17 protein-coding genes and 1 other annotated feature are annotated in these 16,771 nt (G+C 51.3%); of the genes, 10 read left to right on the forward strand and 7 right to left on the reverse strand.

From position 1 onward, the window contains the following. Positions 1 to 26: 26 nt before the first annotated feature. A complete protein-coding gene (locus tag JOE25_RS11500; protein ID WP_017891659.1) occupies positions 27 to 818 on the reverse strand; it encodes an inner membrane protein YpjD in 792 nt (263 codons plus the stop codon). 169 nt (positions 819 to 987) lie between these two features. Here JOE25_RS11500 and ffh point away from each other — a divergent pair, with 169 nt between their 5' ends. The 5 genes from ffh to rplS all read left to right on the forward strand — a co-directional run bounded on the left by ffh (position 988) and on the right by rplS (position 4,612). Continuing rightward, positions 988 to 2,349 (forward strand): signal recognition particle protein, encoded by a 1,362-nt coding sequence (gene ffh, locus JOE25_RS11505; RefSeq protein WP_037424818.1) that lies wholly within the window; start codon positions 988 to 990, stop codon positions 2,347 to 2,349. A gap of 216 nt (positions 2,350 to 2,565) precedes the next feature. Next, positions 2,566 to 2,814, forward strand: coding sequence for a 30S ribosomal protein S16 (rpsP, locus tag JOE25_RS11510; RefSeq protein ID WP_004932501.1), 249 nt, complete (start codon positions 2,566 to 2,568; stop codon positions 2,812 to 2,814). 18 nt (positions 2,815 to 2,832) lie between these two features. Beyond that, complete coding sequence (gene rimM / locus JOE25_RS11515) at positions 2,833 to 3,381, forward strand: ribosome maturation factor RimM (RefSeq protein ID WP_209635235.1); 549 nt, start codon at positions 2,833 to 2,835, stop codon at positions 3,379 to 3,381. 52 nt (positions 3,382 to 3,433) lie between these two features. Then, positions 3,434 to 4,201: a tRNA (guanosine(37)-N1)-methyltransferase TrmD gene (gene trmD / locus JOE25_RS11520; RefSeq protein ID WP_209635238.1), complete on the forward strand. Its 768-nt coding sequence runs from the start codon at positions 3,434 to 3,436 to the stop codon at positions 4,199 to 4,201. Positions 4,202 to 4,255: 54 nt separating this feature from the next. Next, complete coding sequence (gene rplS / locus JOE25_RS11525) at positions 4,256 to 4,612, forward strand: 50S ribosomal protein L19 (protein ID WP_012005300.1); 357 nt, start codon at positions 4,256 to 4,258, stop codon at positions 4,610 to 4,612. Positions 4,613 to 4,725: 113 nt separating this feature from the next. Here the strand turns inward: rplS and JOE25_RS11530 are convergent, their stop codons facing one another. Further along, on the reverse strand, positions 4,726 to 4,944 hold the full coding sequence (locus tag JOE25_RS11530; protein ID WP_112348060.1) for an ogr/Delta-like zinc finger family protein: 219 nt from the start codon (positions 4,942 to 4,944) through the stop codon (positions 4,726 to 4,728). 324 nt (positions 4,945 to 5,268) lie between these two features. Beyond that, on the reverse strand, positions 5,269 to 6,033 hold the full coding sequence (locus JOE25_RS11535; protein WP_020825294.1) for a DUF481 domain-containing protein: 765 nt from the start codon (positions 6,031 to 6,033) through the stop codon (positions 5,269 to 5,271). Between the two features lie 572 nt (positions 6,034 to 6,605). Here JOE25_RS11535 and JOE25_RS11540 point away from each other — a divergent pair. Both JOE25_RS11540 and tyrA read left to right on the forward strand, forming a co-directional pair. Further along, entirely contained in the window at positions 6,606 to 7,679 is a 1,074-nt protein-coding gene (locus JOE25_RS11540; RefSeq protein ID WP_209635240.1) for a 3-deoxy-7-phosphoheptulonate synthase, read from the forward strand. A 6-nt stretch (positions 7,680 to 7,685) separates the two neighbouring features. Further along, complete coding sequence (tyrA, locus tag JOE25_RS11545) at positions 7,686 to 8,807, forward strand: bifunctional chorismate mutase/prephenate dehydrogenase (protein WP_209635242.1); 1,122 nt, start codon at positions 7,686 to 7,688, stop codon at positions 8,805 to 8,807. 45 nt (positions 8,808 to 8,852) lie between these two features. Here tyrA and pheA read toward each other — a convergent pair whose 3' ends face one another. From pheA to bamD, 4 genes are all read right to left on the reverse strand, one after another. Next, positions 8,853 to 10,010: a bifunctional chorismate mutase/prephenate dehydratase gene (pheA, locus tag JOE25_RS11550; protein WP_209635244.1), complete on the reverse strand. Its 1,158-nt coding sequence runs from the start codon at positions 10,008 to 10,010 to the stop codon at positions 8,853 to 8,855. Between the two features lie 42 nt (positions 10,011 to 10,052). Next, positions 10,053 to 10,179, reverse strand: a sequence feature (Phe leader region). Next, entirely contained in the window at positions 10,131 to 10,178 is a 48-nt protein-coding gene (locus tag JOE25_RS11555; RefSeq protein ID WP_193378397.1) for a hypothetical protein, read from the reverse strand. (Overlaps the previous feature by 48 nt.) Positions 10,180 to 10,299: 120 nt before the next feature. Then, a complete protein-coding gene (raiA, locus tag JOE25_RS11560) occupies positions 10,300 to 10,641 on the reverse strand; it encodes a ribosome-associated translation inhibitor RaiA (protein WP_209635246.1) in 342 nt (113 codons plus the stop codon). Positions 10,642 to 10,953: 312 nt separating this feature from the next. Next, entirely contained in the window at positions 10,954 to 11,685 is a 732-nt protein-coding gene (gene bamD / locus JOE25_RS11565) for an outer membrane protein assembly factor BamD (RefSeq protein WP_209635248.1), read from the reverse strand. A 131-nt stretch (positions 11,686 to 11,816) separates the two neighbouring features. Between bamD and rluD the strand changes: the two genes are divergently transcribed. From rluD to clpB, 3 genes are all read left to right on the forward strand, one after another. After that, positions 11,817 to 12,794, forward strand: coding sequence for a 23S rRNA pseudouridine(1911/1915/1917) synthase RluD (gene rluD / locus JOE25_RS11570; protein WP_209635249.1), 978 nt, complete (start codon positions 11,817 to 11,819; stop codon positions 12,792 to 12,794). Further along, positions 12,794 to 13,525, forward strand: a complete 732-nt coding sequence (gene yfiH, locus JOE25_RS11575; protein WP_209635251.1) for a purine nucleoside phosphorylase YfiH — start codon at positions 12,794 to 12,796, stop codon at positions 13,523 to 13,525. The genes rluD and yfiH overlap by 1 nt, the downstream gene beginning before the upstream one ends. 130 nt (positions 13,526 to 13,655) lie before the next feature. Further along, positions 13,656 to 16,229 carry an ATP-dependent chaperone ClpB gene (gene clpB / locus JOE25_RS11580; RefSeq protein WP_209635253.1) on the forward strand — a complete coding sequence of 858 codons (2,574 nt, stop codon included), beginning with the start codon at positions 13,656 to 13,658 and terminating at the stop codon, positions 16,227 to 16,229. The last annotated feature ends 542 nt before the right edge of the window (positions 16,230 to 16,771 follow it).

Here is a 16,771-nt window from a genome sequence, read left to right on the forward strand (position 1 = left end):
TGTATGGAGAAAGAGAGCCAGAGACGTTAACGAACCATCACTTGTTGGATAAGACGGCTGCCGAAGTAGGCTAATGTTAGCAAGAAGGCACCGGCAAAACTGAACCAGACGACACGGCGGCCACGCCAACCCTCATGGTAATGACCCCACAACAAAACGATATAGACAAACCATGCCATGATGGACAGCACAGCTTTGTGCACATTCTCTTTGCTGAACAGATTGTCCATATAAAGCAGGCCAGTGCACAGCGTGAGAGTGAGCAGCACGACGCCGATTTGGGTGATGTGGAACATTTTGCGCTCAATGCTCATCAGCGGCGGCATATCGGCGCTGAAGGAGAGCTTTTTATTTTTCAGCAGATAGTCCAGCCAGGCGAGCTGCAATGCATACAACGCGGCGATGATCAGCGTAGCGTAGGAAAACAGCGCCAGGCCGATGTGCACCATCAGTTCAGGGCTGGCTTCCAGATGCGTAATAAACTCGCCAGGCATAAAGCTGGCAAAGGCGAGATTGATCATCGCGAAGCTATAAACGATAGGTAGCAAGAACCAGCCGCGATCGCGTGAAGCGACAAACGTCATAACCGAGCAGATGATCAGGCTGACTATCGAGCCGATGTTGAGCAAGCTGAGATTTTGCCCGGCACTGACGTCAAAAATACGCTGTTGCAGTGCGATGGCGTGGCAAACCAGCGCTACCACCGCCGAGACGAGAGCAAGCCGACGGTATGCGCTGTTCTTCCGCAACAAGCTGGGAATAATCAGTCCAAGGCTGAGCAGGTAGGCGATCAAAGCCACAATGGAGAAAACTGGCATAGCGTTTAATTTTGCTTCGGCGTGGTGAATTGGATTGTCAGTATAGCGTCCAGCGCGTCCCACTCCAACCGATCTCCAACGCTGAGGCAGAGATCCTCTGCGCTTCGTGTTATAATCGCCGCAATTATGTCGCCAGAGCGGCCTGTCATTACACGTTGAGCATGAGACGATGTTTGAAAATTTAACTGATCGTTTGTCGCGCACCCTGCGCAATATCAGCGGCCGTGGGCGGCTGACCGAAGAAAATATCAAAGAAACCCTGCGTGAAGTGCGCATGGCTTTGCTGGAAGCGGACGTTGCGCTGCCGGTGGTACGGGACTTTATCAATCGCGTAAAAGAAAGTGCGGTCGGTCATGAGGTCAACAAAAGCCTGACGCCTGGGCAAGAGTTCGTCAAAATCGTCAAGAGCGAGCTGATTGCCGCTATGGGCGAAGTGAACACCGAGCTGAATCTGGCGGCACAACCGCCGGCAGTGGTGTTGATGGCGGGTCTGCAAGGGGCGGGTAAAACCACCAGCGTTGCCAAACTCGGCAAGTTCCTGAAAGAAAAACAGAAGAAAAAAGTGTTGGTCGTTTCCGCCGACGTTTATCGCCCTGCGGCGATCAAACAGTTGGAAACACTGGCAGAAAGTGTCGGCATCGACTTTTTCCCATCGGATGTTAAAGAAAAACCGATCGATATCGTTAATCGAGCGCTGCAACAGGCCAAGCTGAAATTCTACGATGTCTTGATCGTCGATACCGCGGGCCGTTTGCACGTTGACGAAGCGATGATGGACGAAATCAAACAGGTGCATGCGGCGATAAAGCCGGTGGAAACCCTGTTTGTGGTCGACGCCATGACCGGTCAGGATGCTGCCAATACCGCCAAGGCCTTTAACGAAGCCCTGCCGTTAACCGGCGTGGTGTTGACCAAGGTCGACGGTGACGCGCGTGGCGGTGCTGCGCTGTCCATCCGTCATATCACGGGTAAACCAATCAAGTTTCTCGGCGTGGGTGAGAAGACGGAAGCGCTGGAGCCATTCCATCCAGACCGTGTGGCTTCACGCATTCTCGGCATGGGCGATGTGCTATCGCTGATCGAAGATATCGAAAGCAAAGTTGACCGCGAACAGGCGGAAAAACTGGCTAACAAGCTGAAGAAGGGTGACGGTTTCGATCTGACCGACTTCCTGGAACAACTGAAGCAGATGCGTAACATGGGCGGTATGGCTAGCATGCTGAGCAAACTGCCTGGCGCCGGCCAATTGCCGGACAATGTGAAATCGCAGATGGACGATAAAGTTCTGGTGCGCATGGAAGCGATCATCAATTCGATGACGCTGAAAGAGCGCGCTAAACCGGAGATCATCAAAGGCTCGCGCAAGCGTCGCATTGCGGTGGGCTCCGGCATGCAGGTGCAGGACGTTAACCGTTTGTTAAAACAGTTTGACGACATGCAACGCATGATGAAAAAGATGAAAAAAGGCGGAATGGCGAAGATGATGCGCGGCATGAAAGGTATGATGCCGCCGGGCTTCCCAGGCCGCTGACAGGTGCTTGCCCTCTGGGGTGAGCGCGTTTAAGCATTTGCCGTTCGCGGTGAAAACCGCCCGAAATATGACTGGCCGTAAAAAGTTGTTGACGACGAACTACGCTTTCGATTGCTTTTTGCGCCAAAATGAGTAAAATTTTCGGGCTTTTTATATTGCAACCGGGCCCCGTTCCCTCAATGGGGCCCGGCTGTTTTATTAACTAAAGAGGATGTTATGGTAACAATTCGTTTGGCACGTGGCGGCGCTAAAAAGCGTCCGTTCTATCAAGTAGTAGTGACCGACAGCCGCAATGCTCGTGATGGTCGTTTCATCGAGCGCGTAGGCTTCTTCAACCCGATCGCATCTGGTCAGGCTGAAGCACTGCGTCTGGACCTGGACCGCATCGAACATTGGGTCGGTCTGGGTGCAACCGTTTCTGATCGCGTTCACGCGCTGATCAAAGACGCTAAGAAAGCAGCTTAATCTGTCGCGGTGGTGGCAATGAGCAAGCAACTCAAACCGGTAGCACCTAAGCAGCCGATTGTACTCGGTAAAATGGGGTCTACTTACGGCATCCGTGGTTGGCTCAGAGTATTTTCATCCACCGAGAACGCCGAAAGCATTTTTGACTATCAGCCCTGGTTTATCCAGCAGGCGGGTCAATGGCAGCTTGTCGAGTTGGAAGACTGGAAGCGCCACAGTCAGGATCTGATCATCAAAGTCAAAGGCGTTGATGATCGGGATGCTGCGAATCTACTGACCAATCGCGAGATACTGGTAGATTCGGAACAACTTCCTGCGTTGGTGGGTGATGATTACTATTGGAAAGACCTTATGGGTTGCCAGGTAGTCACAACCACCGGCTACGAGCTGGGTAAAGTCATCGATATGATGGAAACCGGTTCTAATGATGTGATGGTTGTGAAAGCTAACCTGAAAGATGCGTTCGGCATGAAGGAGCGGTTGGTCCCGTTTCTTCATGGGCAGGTTATCAAGAAAGTCGATCTCACTGCTCGCGTGATTGAAGCAGATTGGGATCCTGGTTTTTGACCTCCGAATTAAACGGTCGAAACAAGTGGAATGACAGTATGGGGATTGGCTTGTGTTCATTGGTATTGTAAGCCTGTTTCCTGAGATGTTCCGCGCAATCACCGATTACGGGGTGACTGGCCGGGCAGTAAAAAATGGCCTGCTGAGCGTGCAGTGTTGGAGTCCTCGTGACTTCACCTACGACCGGCATCGTACCGTGGACGATCGCCCTTATGGCGGCGGCCCGGGAATGTTGATGATGGTGCAACCCTTGCGGGAAGCTATTCATGCAGCAAAAGCAGCGGCAGGCGAGGGAGCAAAGGTGATTTATCTGTCACCTCAGGGGCGCAAGCTGGATCAAACCGGTGTGTGCGAACTGGCGACCAACCAGAAGATGATTCTGGTGTGCGGTCGTTATGAAGGGGTAGATGAGCGCGTAATCCAAACCGAAATTGATGAAGAATGGTCAATCGGCGATTACGTACTCAGCGGTGGGGAACTGCCGGCAATGACTTTGATCGATTCAGTCGCCCGCTTTATCCCGGGTGTACTGGGCCATCAGGCTTCAGCAGAAGAAGATTCTTTTGCCGATGGATTGCTGGACTGCCCGCACTATACCCGTCCTGAGGTGTTGGAAGGGATGGAGGTTCCGCCGGTTTTACTGTCGGGCAACCATGCTGAGATACGTCGCTGGCGCTTAAAGCAGTCGCTGGGCCGTACCTGGCTTAGAAGACCTGAACTTCTAGAAAGCCTAGCTCTGACTGACGAGCAAGCGGTGTTGCTGGCTGAGTTCCAACGAGAACATCAGCCCAAGCAGCAGGACTATGAAGGGAACGTCTGAGCAATTGGCTCGACGGGACCGATATATCAGTTTACCTAGGGTAAGAGACATATTATGAGCAACATTATTAAGCAAATTGAACAAGAGCAGATGAAACAAGACGTACCTGCATTCCGTCCGGGTGATTCCGTGGAAGTGAAGGTATGGGTCGTTGAAGGTAGCAAAAAACGTCTGCAGGCATTCGAGGGCGTGGTTATCGCTATCCGTAACCGCGGTCTGCACTCTGCATTCACTGTTCGTAAGATTTCCAACGGCGAAGGTGTTGAGCGTGTATTCCAGACTCACTCACCAGTAATTGACAGCATTGCTGTTAAACGTCGTGGTGCCGTTCGTAAAGCCAAACTGTACTATCTGCGTGAGCGTACTGGTAAGTCTGCTCGTATCAAAGAGCGTCTGAACCGCGTCGGCTAACGCTGCATCCAAAAGTTAATAGCTATGAAGGGGTTGGCATTATGCCGACCCCTTTTTTTATGCGCGGAAATGTCGATATAGAAAAGTCCACCGTCGCAGGCGGACTTTTTGCATTACAGCGCGGCGGCACGCGGCTTGTTTTTTTCCGGGTGCGGCTGAGCTGGAATAATATCACCAGGCTTTACAATTACTCGCGCGACGGACTCATGCGTGGCAAAGGTGCAGCTGCAGTTAATGTTTTGGCATTGGTGATAGCGTTCTTTAGTCGCTTCGCTGAGGTAACGGCTAGAGCGGGTATGGGCCACGCTACCGCAGAGTGGACAATGCATCATAAAACCCCCTTGCAATGTATTAAGTGAGAACGGATTAGGCATGGGCCAAAATCAAAAGCCTGGACAACTGTCCTGTCCATTGGACAGAAAGTGGCATCAGTGTCCCTAAGCGTGATGCTCGTAGCATCAGCTGTGATAATTGATAGTGATCGTGCTCTTGCCTATTTGATAACTACTGTGTATACATACAGTATTAAGCTATTTGCTAAAGTCGTCAATAGCGTGTGCGATGTTTTTAGCAAAATGTTTAAACTTAACCTTTGGGCATAAAAAAAGCCCATCAATGATGGGCTTAGATACAATTGGATTGTAGAGCCGAGGGAATTACAGACCGTAGACCAGGCTGATTGAGGTGGTCGTATCGGTATTCTTTGGTGCAGACGCAGGTGGCTTACTGTTGTAAGTCACCGTGTAGGCCAGGCGCAGTGCAAATTTCTCGTTAATCGCGACGCTCAATGCAGTTTCGGAGTTCAACGTGGTTTCTTCGTTCGCCAGTGCGGAAACACCTTCGGAGAACTTGGTGTTGTCGGTTAGCTGGTACGAATAGTTAGCAGCACCGTAGGCCAGCGCTTTGGTTGAACGACCACCACCATGGTATTCGTCGTGACGAACGCCTGGACCAAATTCAACACGCAGATCGCTGAGCGGTCCGTTGAGAATCTGGCGGCCATAACCACCGGTCAGTGTTGAACGGGAGTCATAGCCGTTGAAGCGGTCGCTCAGCCAGCTTGCTTGGCCGAACAGATAGTTACGATCGCTCAGGTTATAACGGGTACGGCCACCGGCTTGATACTTTTCTGACGAACGCACATTGGACGACGTGGTGTTGTTGGCTGCTCCCCAGAGGCTGTAGGCAGCATCGCTGTTGAACCAGGTCATGCTGGTGTTAGCCAACAGTGTTGAGCTTTGCGAGTTGCCTGACTGAGAGTTGTAACCAGCCTGGACGTTACCTTCAAATGGCTTTTTAGCTGTGGCTGGGTCGTCCATCGCGGTAAAAAGTGTATTGTCGGCAAGGGCTGAAACACTGGTGAAAGTCGTTAAGCAGCTAATGAACAGCGGAATAGCGCGACGAGCGCGTAAAGAGAGCATTTTGGATCCAGTTGTTAAGAGTGATTATAGGTGATTTCGGTCACATTATATCGGTTCGTCATGGCGACCAAAATAGCTACGATTAGCTTAAGTTTTTAATTTCTCATCATCACTTATTCACTTTTCTTCTACTTAATTAACCCCGTCCAGTGGCATATCATGCTGAGTGTCCTTAGCATTTAACGGGGCATTACGTGAGGTTGTCGCTTAGAGGCAACCGAATGGTGAGATGTACCTGGCTATTATGTTCGGTAGAGCCTTGCTCCTGGGGTGTATTGATATCATTTATGTAAATTTATCTTTACGTTTTTCGGTGGTGGTGTAGGCTGGGTAGCTATGAAGAATTGAAAAGAGGACTCTAGTGTTTCCTTGATTTTATCCATTTAAAATCAGTTATTTAAATAAATTTTCTTGTTTTTTAATATCATCTTTTGGTATGCGTAATCTTATTGGTAATTTTTTATTTACAGATATCGGATTGAAAACTTTACATCACGTGATATGGTAAGGTCCTGAATCGCTCAACGTACTCTCAACGCTTACGCATAACGGCAAACGACAGGAATAGCATCATGCAAAAAGACGCGCTCAATAACGTTCATATCAGTGCAGAACAAATTCTGATTACTCCGGAAGAGTTGAAGAACCAGTTCCCGCTTAGCGCCAGCGATGAAAATGAAATCGCTACCGCGCGCAAAACCATCGCCGATATCTTGCAGGGGCGCGATCATCGCCTGTTGGTGGTGTGTGGGCCTTGTTCTATCCATGACCCGGATGCTGCACTGGATTACGCCCGTCATTTGAAAACCCTGTCGGCTGAATTGAGCGATCAGCTGTATATCGTTATGCGTGTCTATTTTGAAAAACCGCGAACCACTGTTGGCTGGAAAGGCTTGATTAACGATCCGTACATGGATGGTTCGTTTGATGTTGAAGCAGGTTTGCATATCGCGCGTCGCCTGCTGCTTGATCTGGTTGGTATGGGCTTGCCGTTGGCAACAGAAGCATTAGATCCAAACAGCCCGCAATACCTTGGCGACCTGTTTAGCTGGTCAGCGATTGGTGCGCGCACGACGGAATCACAAACTCACCGCGAAATGGCTTCAGGGTTGTCGATGCCGGTCGGCTTCAAAAATGGCACGGATGGCAGCCTGGGTACGGCAATCAATGCCATGCGCGCCGCGGCAATGCCGCATCGATTTGTGGGTATCAATCAGGCTGGCCAAGTATGTCTGTTGCAAACGCAGGGCAATCCGGATGGCCATGTGATTTTGCGTGGTGGTAAAACGCCAAACTACAGTGCTGAGGACGTTGCAGCCTGTGAAAAACAGATGCGGGACGCGGGACTCCATCCGTCCTTGATGATAGATTGCAGCCATGGCAACTCGAATAAAGACTATCGTCGTCAACCGGCAGTTGCTGAGTCCGTGGTAGAGCAGATCAAAGCGGGTAACCGTTCGATCACCGGCATCATGCTGGAAAGCCACCTGCACGAAGGCAGCCAGTCATCTGAGCAACCGCGTGCAGATATGCGCTACGGTGTTTCTGTAACTGACGCCTGTATTAATTGGGAAAGTACAGAGACGCTGCTGCGTCATATGCACCAGGAACTCGGCGCCGCACTGACGGCACGCACTGGAGAGTAGTAAGTTATGGTGGCTGAACTGACCGCGCTGCGCGATCAAATTGACGAAGTGGATAAGGCGCTGTTAGAGCTGCTGGCGAAACGCCTGCACCTGGTGGCGGAAGTGGGGGAGGTGAAAAGCCACCACGGCTTACCGGTATATGTTCCTGAGCGTGAGGCCGCAATGCTGGCCTCACGACGTAAAGAGGCGGAAAACCTTGGTGTACCGCCTGACTTGATTGAGGACGTATTACGTCGTGTTATGCGCGAGTCTTACGTCAGCGAGAACGACAAAGGTTTTAAAACGCTGCATCCGCAATTACGCCCGATTGTCATTATTGGCGGTAATGGCCAAATGGGGCGGCTGTTTAATCGTCTGCTGACGCTGTCCGGCTACCAGGTCAAAGTGTTGGATCAGGAAGATTGGGCGCAGGCTGACACTTTGCTGGCGGATGCTGGCATGGTGATTGTCAGCGTACCTATTCACGTGACAGAACAGGTCATTGAGCGGTTGCCGCCACTGCCAGCAGATTGCATCCTGGTTGATCTGGCCTCCGTAAAAAATCGTCCGCTGAATGCCATGTTGGCTGCGCATACTGGCCCTGTGGTGGGTCTGCATCCGATGTTTGGCCCTGACGTTGGCAGTGTAGCCAAACAAGTGGTGGTGTATTGCGACGGTCGCGAGCCGCAGGCGTACCAATGGTTATTGGAGCAGTTGCAGGTTTGGGGGGCACGTTTACACCGTATTAGCGCGGTTGAGCACGACCAGAACATGGCCTTTATTCAGGCACTGCGCCATTTTGCAACCTTTGCCTATGGCTTGCACTTGGCAGAAGAAAACGTTCAGTTGGAACAGTTGCTGGCACTTTCTTCGCCGATTTATCGGTTAGAGTTGGCGATGGTCGGGCGTCTGTTTGCTCAGGATCCGCAGCTGTACGCGGATATCATCATGTCCTCGGAAGAGAACATTGCATTGATCAAACGCTACTACCAACGGTTTGGTGAGGCGATAAAGCTGCTGGATCAGGGCGACAAACAGGCGTTTATTCAGAGCTTCCAGAAGGTCGAGCATTGGTTTGGTGACTATGCGCAGCGATTCTTGGTGGAAAGCCGCTCGTTGTTACGTCAGGCGAACGACAGCCGGCAATAATAATGTATCGGGGTTCGGCAAATGCCGAACCCTTTTTTATCTCTATCAGGATGGATTGACGGGTACTACGGTGTCACTCGGGTAGCAACCCAGCACCTTCAACGAGCGCGTGATGGGCGTCAGGTCCCTCAATGCTTTCTGCATCGCTTCAGAACGCAGGTTTGCCTGCACATCGATATAAAACATTTCTTCCCACGGGTTACCGTTAATCGGGCGAGATTCCAGTTTGGTCATGATGATGCCGTTATCGCGCAGCACCAGCAATGCTTCCACCAACGCGCCAGACTGCTGGCCTGTGGCCATAATCAGCGTCGTTTTAGCGGGAACTTGTTCCGAGACGTCAATCGCTTTGCGCGCCAGCACAATGAAGCGAGTAATGTTCTGCTGTTGATTGGCCAGATTATGTTCCAACACCTGTAGACCATAGAGAGCACCGCCAGCTTCGCTGCCTAATGCGGCGGCTTTTGGCGAGTTCAATTTGGCCACTTTTTCCATCGCGGCTGCGGTGCTTTCACAATATTCAATTTTCCAGTGCGGGTAGCGGTTAATGAATTGGCTACACTGCTGGAATGGCTGAGGGTGGCTATACACGGTTTCGATCTGGGCAAGATCAGTGTCATTGGCAACCAGGACGCAGTGATCAATAGGATTAGTCAATTCACCGACGATAGACAAACTTGTGTGCTGCAGTAAATCGTAGACGTCGTTAATCGAACCTGAACTGGTGTTCTCGATGGGCAAAATAGCGTAATCCGCCTGGCCAGTTTCGACCTGGGTGAAAATGTCCTGGAATTTATGGCAGCCGCACTCGATCAATTGATCGAAATGGCGGGCGGCGTATTGACGTGCTGCCAAGTGTGAATAGGACCCTTTAGGGCCAAGGAACGCGATACGGGCAGAATGTTGGCTGACTTGATTGAGTTGGTTCTGTAATAGCGCCTGCTGGGTCAACACAGAATCTTCAATAATCAGTTGGAACAGGCGAGTGACGTAAAATCCGTCCAGGTCGTAGGGCTTGGCGGCGGCAATTAAGGCATCCAGCAGATCGCGTTCACGCTCTTTGTCGCGGATTGGCCGATGGGAATGAAGTTTGGTTTTCCCTACTTCTACCGCCAGCTCACGGCGCTCTGCCAGCAAGGACAGCAATTTCAGATCCAGTGCGCTGATGCGTTTGCGCAGCACGAGTAACGGGTTGTCAGTCATAATCAGCTTCTGCCTTGTATTTTTATACGTTGTAAAATAGCCATAAAAAAAGCCCCCTGTTTTCAGGAGGCTTTGCTGTTCGTCTTCGCATTCTTTATCACACGACGAAACGCCTCCCAATCAGGGGAAGGTAAAAAAGAATGCGAAGAAAAACGGTTTACGAGCCATGTGATATCCAAAGTGTGTGTGACAGGTTTTAAAGTAACCGCAGGCTTTTATCTCGTCAATAAAAAAACCAGACAAAAAACGCGCCCTCAGGCGCGTTCGATGTGAAACAGCCGCTAAACGGTTATTCCTGTTCCGGCTCTACTTCCGGAATAATGTCCTTCACGCTGGTCGCGGCACGGCGTGCTTCGCCTTTATGCTGCACCTTGTTCAACTGGCGCTCTAACTTGGCGATCAAATCGTTAACGGCGGTGTACATGTCATCATGTTTGGCGCTGGCAACCAGCGGGCCGTTAGGTGTGGTAATGGTGGCGTCGGCAACAAACCCTTTCGGTTCTTTCGATAAGACGATATGCGGGTTAATCAGTTGGGCCTGCCATTTTTCCAGTTTGGTGAGACGGTCTTCGACGTGACTGCGGATTGCGGGAGTGATATCCATTTGTTTGCTGGTAATGTTCAATGTCATATAACTTACCTCTCTGTCTTTCCGTCTTGGATGAGTCCAGCATACCCCGCTTTTTGCTTAAATGCGTGATGAAAATCACATTTTTTTGTCACTTTTTGCAAAGTTAGTTCAATCTGTGATTCAAGCTTTGAATTGGCTATCTAACGCTTGAGTCTAGAGAGCGGAACGCGCATTATTGAAAGGATAAGCGGTGAGGCATATGTGCTAACGCCGTGTTTTTGCTTGTGTATTTATCCTGATTTGGTTAAGTATTCGGCAAATGAAAACGGCAGCCGAGGCTGCCGTTTTGTTTTTCTGCTGTTGCCAATCAGGTTATGCCGGGTTGGCAGCGATCACTTTGCTCACTTTGTCGGCCTGGCCGTTCAGTTGCAATTGCTTATACGCGTTTTCCATCAGCGGCAACGCATCGCGTGTCGCTTTGGTATCCGGGAATTCACGCAGCATCTGCTCGGCGCGATTAACGACCGCGACGTAGGCACCGCGTTTAGTGTAGTATTCCACCACCGAAAGCTCATACTTGGCCAGGCGGTCTTTCAGGTACACCAAACGCTTGTTTGCATCGGTCACGTACTGGCTGTTCGGATACTGTTGAATCAGCTGGCTGAAGTCGCGAAACGCAGCGCGTGCATGCTGAGGATCTCGGTCTGAACGATCGACCCCGAAGAAGCCTTGCAATGCACTGTCATCCAACGCCATATCGGTCAGACCACGCATGTACATCACGTAGTCAATGTTCGGGTGCGTTGGATTCAGACGCATGAAACGATCGATAGACGCCTGAGCCAGCGGTAAATCGGCAGATTTGTAGTAGGCATAAATCAGATCCAACTGGACCTGTTGAGAGTACGGCCCGAAAGGATAGCGGTTATCTAACGCTTCGAGTTGCGTAATCGCGCCCTTAAAGTTACCGTCCTGCAGTTTTTGCTGGGCAGTAGCATAGATTTCCGAAGGTGGGTTGTCGGGAACCGCATCCTTGGATGTGGAGCAACCTGCCAGCGCCAGGCTCAACGTGGCTGCCGCCACCAGATATTTCATACGCGTCATGACGTTTTGATTATCCTCAGGGTGTTATTCCGGGAGACTGTCCGTTAAGCTCCCGACAAAGACCAGGTACAATAGCACATTATATTAAACGGCATCGCCGTGAAAACCCAACGTTAACGAAGAAGCTGCATATGGCACAACAAGTACAACTCACCGCAACGGTGGCCGAATCTCAACTCGGACAACGTTTAGATCAGGCTTTGGCCGAATTGTTCCCTGATTATTCACGATCTCGCATAAAAGATTGGATCCTGGACAATCGGGTGCAGGTCAATGGCAAAACGATAAACAAACCGAAAGAGAAGGTGCTGGGGGGAGAGACGGTCGCCATTGATGCACAGATAGAAGAAGAAGCACGCTGGGAACCGCAGGATATCGCCCTCAATATCGTCTATGAAGACAGTGATATTTTGGTGATTAACAAACCACGCGATCTGGTTGTGCACCCCGGTGCCGGTAACCCGGACGGTACTGTGCTCAATGCGTTGCTGCATTACTATCCTGAAATTGCCGATGTGCCGCGTGCCGGCATCGTGCACCGTCTGGACAAAGACACCACAGGTCTAATGGTGGTGGCGAAAACCGTTCCAGCACAAACTCGACTGGTCGAAGCGCTGCAGGCGCGTGAAATCACGCGTGAATATGAAGCGGTTGCTATCGGCACCATGACCGCAGGCGGTACCGTTGAGGAGCCTATTTCGCGCCACTCAACCAAACGCACCCATATGGCGGTTCACCCAATGGGTAAGCCGGCGGTGACGCATTACCGTATTATGGAGCATTTCCGCGCGCACACTCGTCTGCGTTTGCGCCTGGAAACCGGCCGTACTCACCAGATCCGTGTGCATATGTCGCACATTAACCACCCGCTGGTGGGTGATCAGCTTTACGGTGGCCGTCCGCGTCCGCCAAAAGGCGCGTCAGAGGCATTTATTGCCGCACTGCGCGGTTTCGATCGCCAGGCACTGCACGCTACCATGCTGCGTTTATATCATCCGATCAGCGGTATCCAAATGGAGTGGCATGCGCCGCTGCCACAGGATATGGTCGATCTGATTAACGCGCTGAAAGCTGATACCGAAGAATTCAAAGATCAGATGAACTGGTAATGGATTCGCTCATCTTACCGGATTGGCCGCTGCCTGCTGGCGTAAAAGCCTGTAGCACAACCCGTGGTGGTGGCGTGAGTGCGCCGCCCTACGATTCGCTTAACCTCGGCACTCACGTTGGTGATGAGGCTTGGGCAGTCGCGGATAACCGCCAACGGCTGGTGGAAGGGGCTGAACTACCGCGGATGCCGGTTTGGTTGGAACAGATACATGGTACAGGTGTCGTGCGGTTAGATGGGCGAACGCCGACCGATCTGCGTGCGGATGCGGTTTACAGTAATGTGCCTGGGCAGGTGTGTGCAGTGATGACGGCAGATTGCTTGCCGGTGCTGTTTTGCTCGCAGGCCGGTGATGAAGTGGCCGCAGCCCATGCCGGTTGGCGCGGGTTATGTAATGGTGTGCTGGAACACACGGTGGCAGAATTTGCCACTGAGCCAGCAAACATTAACGCCTGGCTCGGCCCGGCGATTGGTCCAGAGCAGTTTGAAGTCGGCCCCGAAGTGCGTGCCGCGTTTATAAATGTTGATGGCGCCGCTGCGGCTGCCTTTATCCCACACGGCGATAAATTCCTGGCTAACATCTATCTGTTGGCCCGTCAGCGCTTACAGCGTGCAGGTATCTACGCCATCTACGGTGGTGATCGCTGTACGGTGAGCGAAATGAGTCATTTTTTCTCCTATCGCCGCGATGGAATAACCGGACGTCTGGCAAGTTTAATCTGGCTGATATAACCTATTGAATTAGGACGGTCCAAAGACGCATGATGTAGTACCGAAAATATACAGTCGAAATAACCTTGAAAATTTGAGGGATGACCTCATTTAATCTCCAGTAGCAATTTCGACCAAACTTGGAGGTGTTATGCGTCTGGATCGTCTTACCAACAAATTCCAGCTTGCCCTCGCCGATGCCCAATCTCTCGCACTTGGGCGCGACAACCAGTTTATTGAGCCGTTACATCTGATGAGCGCCTTGCTTAATCAGGAAGGGGGCACGGTTCGTCCACTCTTAACTTCTGCCGGTATCGATGCCGGGCGCGTGCGCACCGAAATCGAACAGGCTTTGTCTCGACTGCCTCAAGTTGAAGGTACCGGTGGTGACGTTCAACCGTCCCATGAGCTGGTACGTGTCCTGAACCTGTGCGACAAGCTGGCGCAAAAGCGGGCGGACAAATTCATTTCATCCGAACTGTTTGTGTTAGCGGTGCTTGAAGATCGCGGAACATTGACCGATCTGTTGAAAGCGGCTGGCGCGACAACCGATAAAATCAGTAAGGCCATTGAGCAAATGCGAGGCGGTGACAGCGTGGAAGATCAAGGTGCTGAAGACCAACGTCAGGCGTTGAAGAAATACACGATTGATCTGACAGAACGTGCTGAGCAGGGCAAACTTGACCCGGTTATCGGTCGTGACGAAGAGATTCGTCGTACTATTCAGGTACTGCAACGCCGTACCAAAAACAACCCGGTATTGATCGGCGAACCTGGCGTGGGTAAAACCGCCATCGTCGAAGGCCTCGCACAGCGCATCATTAATGGTGAAGTGCCGGAAGGCCTGAAGCATAAACGCGTACTTTCCCTCGATATGGGGGCATTAATTGCAGGTGCTAAATACCGCGGTGAATTCGAAGAACGTTTGAAAGGCGTGCTGAGCGACCTGTCCAAACAGGAAGGCAGCGTTATCCTTTTCATTGACGAATTGCACACTATGGTTGGTGCAGGTAAGGCCGACGGCGCGATGGATGCAGGTAATATGTTGAAACCTGCGCTGGCGCGCGGGGAACTGCATTGCGTCGGTGCGACAACGCTGGATGAATATCGCCAGTATATAGAGAAGGATGCGGCGCTCGAACGTCGTTTCCAGAAAGTCTATGTGGCAGAGCCTAGCGTTGAAGACACTATCGCCATCTTGCGTGGCCTGAAAGAACGTTATGAACTGCATCACCATGTGCAGATCACGGACCCGGCGATAGTCGCGGCGGCGACGCTGTCGCATCGATACATCTCCGATCGCCAATTGCCGGATAAGGCCATTGACCTGATCGATGAGGCTGCGTCCAGCATCCGTATGCAGATGGACTCGAAACCAGAATCACTTGATCGTCTGGAGCGCCGCATCATACAGCTTAAACTGGAGCAGCAGGCGCTGAGTAAAGAGTCTGACGACGCCAGTAAGAAACGGCTGGAAATGCTCAGTGGTGAATTGGAGCAGAAAGAACGCGAATATTCAGAGCTGGAAGAAGAATGGAAAGCCGAGAAGGCGTCACTTTCCGGTACGCAGAATATCAAAGCGGATCTTGAGCAGGCCAAAATCTCTCTGGAGCAGGCGCGTCGCGTCGGCGATCTGGGGCGGATGTCAGAATTGCAATACGGTAAGATCCCTGAGTTGGAAAAACAGCTTGCTGCGGCCACATTGGCTGAAGGCAAAACCATGAAGCTGTTGCGTAACCGTGTAACTGACGCAGAAATCGCTGAGGTACTGGCTCGCGCCACCGGTATTCCGGTCGCCAGAATGCTGGAAGGTGAGCGTGACAAGCTATTGCGCCTGGAGCATGAACTACATACCCGGGTCATTGGCCAGGATGAAGCGGTGAGCGCCGTATCCAACGCTATTCGCCGTAGCCGCGCTGGTCTGTCAGATCCAAACCGGCCAATAGGTTCATTCCTGTTCCTCGGGCCGACCGGGGTAGGTAAAACCGAGCTATGTAAGGCGTTAGCTTCGTTCCTGTTCGACAGTGACGACGCGATGGTGCGTATTGATATGTCCGAGTTTATGGAAAAACATTCGGTATCGCGGCTGGTGGGTGCACCTCCAGGTTATGTCGGTTATGAAGAAGGTGGGTACCTGACTGAGGCGGTGCGCCGTAGACCTTATTCCGTGATTCTGCTGGATGAAGTGGAGAAGGCGCATCCGGATGTGTTCAACATCCTGCTGCAGGTGTTGGATGATGGGCGCCTGACCGATGGCCAGGGACGTACTGTTGATTTCCGTAATACCGTGGTGATCATGACATCTAACCTGGGGTCCGATCTCATTCAGGAGCACTTTGGTCAGATGAACTACGCACAGATGAAGGAATCCGTCATGGAAATGGTGAGCCACCACTTCCGTCCGGAATTCATCAACCGTATAGATGAGGTGGTCGTGTTCCATCCTCTCGGTCAGAAACACATTGCCGAGATTGCCAAGATCCAGTTGGCGCGTCTGTACAAACGTCTGGAAGAGCGTGGTTATGCAGTAACGATGACCGAACCTGCACTGGAGCTGCTAGGCAAAACGGGTTTCGACCCTGTATATGGGGCGCGTCCGTTGAAACGTGCTATCCAGCAGGAGATAGAAAACCCGCTGGCGCAGCAAATCCTTTCTGGCAAACTGATTCCAGGCAAGTTGGTTACGCTGGATGTGGAAAACGAGCACATCGTCGCCAGGCAGTAATGTCTATATAGAGTGATTACGATAATAGGGAGCGGGAAACCGCTCCCTTTTCTTTATCTGTTTTTATTGGGCTTCCGATTTTTTGCGGGGTAACAGCCTTAAAACTCCCATTTTCTGACTAATAAATATCCTAAAATGGCCTTTTTGGTGGTTATTTGAGCGCTTGAAAAGTTTTTTGCATTTAGGGGTTGCGGCCTTCTGAGAACTCCCTATAATGCGCCTCCACTGACCGGGAACAACGACTCCTCTAACGAGAACCAGTCGCCCAGCCAGGAAGAATCAAGCCGGTGAAAACACCGTTTCTTAATAAGAAAAAAGCTTGACTCTTCAGCGGGAAAGCGTAATATGCACCTCCCGCGTTACCGAGAGTTATCTCAGTAACGAACGCTCTTTAACAATTTATCAGACAATCTGTGTGGGCACTCCACAAGACGATATCCAGAACCCTCGGGTTCGAAAAAATATCAAGTCTTGAAGAGTGACCAAGCAGTAATTCATTTAGTTGAATTATTACGAAAGTTAATTTTCGAGCATCGCTTCAC

This window comes from Serratia sp. PL17 (assembly GCF_017832355.1).
GTDB lineage: Bacteria > Pseudomonadota > Gammaproteobacteria > Enterobacterales > Enterobacteriaceae > Serratia.

Bases quoted from the DNA above. Each gene is read 5' to 3' on its own strand.
- ffh (WP_037424818.1), top strand. From the start codon at position 988: ATGTTTGAAAATTTAACTGATCGTTTGTCGCGCACCCTGCGCAATATC.
- rplS (WP_012005300.1), top strand. From the start codon at position 4,256: ATGAGCAACATTATTAAGCAAATTGAACAAGAGCAGATGAAACAAGAC.
- rpsP (WP_004932501.1), top strand. From the start codon at position 2,566: ATGGTAACAATTCGTTTGGCACGTGGCGGCGCTAAAAAGCGTCCGTTC.
- clpB (WP_209635253.1), top strand. From the start codon at position 13,656: ATGCGTCTGGATCGTCTTACCAACAAATTCCAGCTTGCCCTCGCCGAT.
- bamD (WP_209635248.1), bottom strand. From the start codon at position 11,685: ATGACGCGTATGAAATATCTGGTGGCGGCAGCCACGTTGAGCCTGGCG.
- pheA (WP_209635244.1), bottom strand. From the start codon at position 10,010: ATGACTGACAACCCGTTACTCGTGCTGCGCAAACGCATCAGCGCACTG.
- JOE25_RS11500 (WP_017891659.1), bottom strand. From the start codon at position 818: ATGCCAGTTTTCTCCATTGTGGCTTTGATCGCCTACCTGCTCAGCCTT.
- tyrA (WP_209635242.1), top strand. From the start codon at position 7,686: ATGGTGGCTGAACTGACCGCGCTGCGCGATCAAATTGACGAAGTGGAT.
- JOE25_RS11535 (WP_020825294.1), bottom strand. From the start codon at position 6,033: ATGCTCTCTTTACGCGCTCGTCGCGCTATTCCGCTGTTCATTAGCTGC.
- JOE25_RS11540 (WP_209635240.1), top strand. From the start codon at position 6,606: ATGCAAAAAGACGCGCTCAATAACGTTCATATCAGTGCAGAACAAATT.
- raiA (WP_209635246.1), bottom strand. From the start codon at position 10,641: ATGACATTGAACATTACCAGCAAACAAATGGATATCACTCCCGCAATC.
- JOE25_RS11530 (WP_112348060.1), bottom strand. From the start codon at position 4,944: ATGATGCATTGTCCACTCTGCGGTAGCGTGGCCCATACCCGCTCTAGC.
- yfiH (WP_209635251.1), top strand. From the start codon at position 12,794: ATGGATTCGCTCATCTTACCGGATTGGCCGCTGCCTGCTGGCGTAAAA.
- rluD (WP_209635249.1), top strand. From the start codon at position 11,817: ATGGCACAACAAGTACAACTCACCGCAACGGTGGCCGAATCTCAACTC.
- rimM (WP_209635235.1), top strand. From the start codon at position 2,833: ATGAGCAAGCAACTCAAACCGGTAGCACCTAAGCAGCCGATTGTACTC.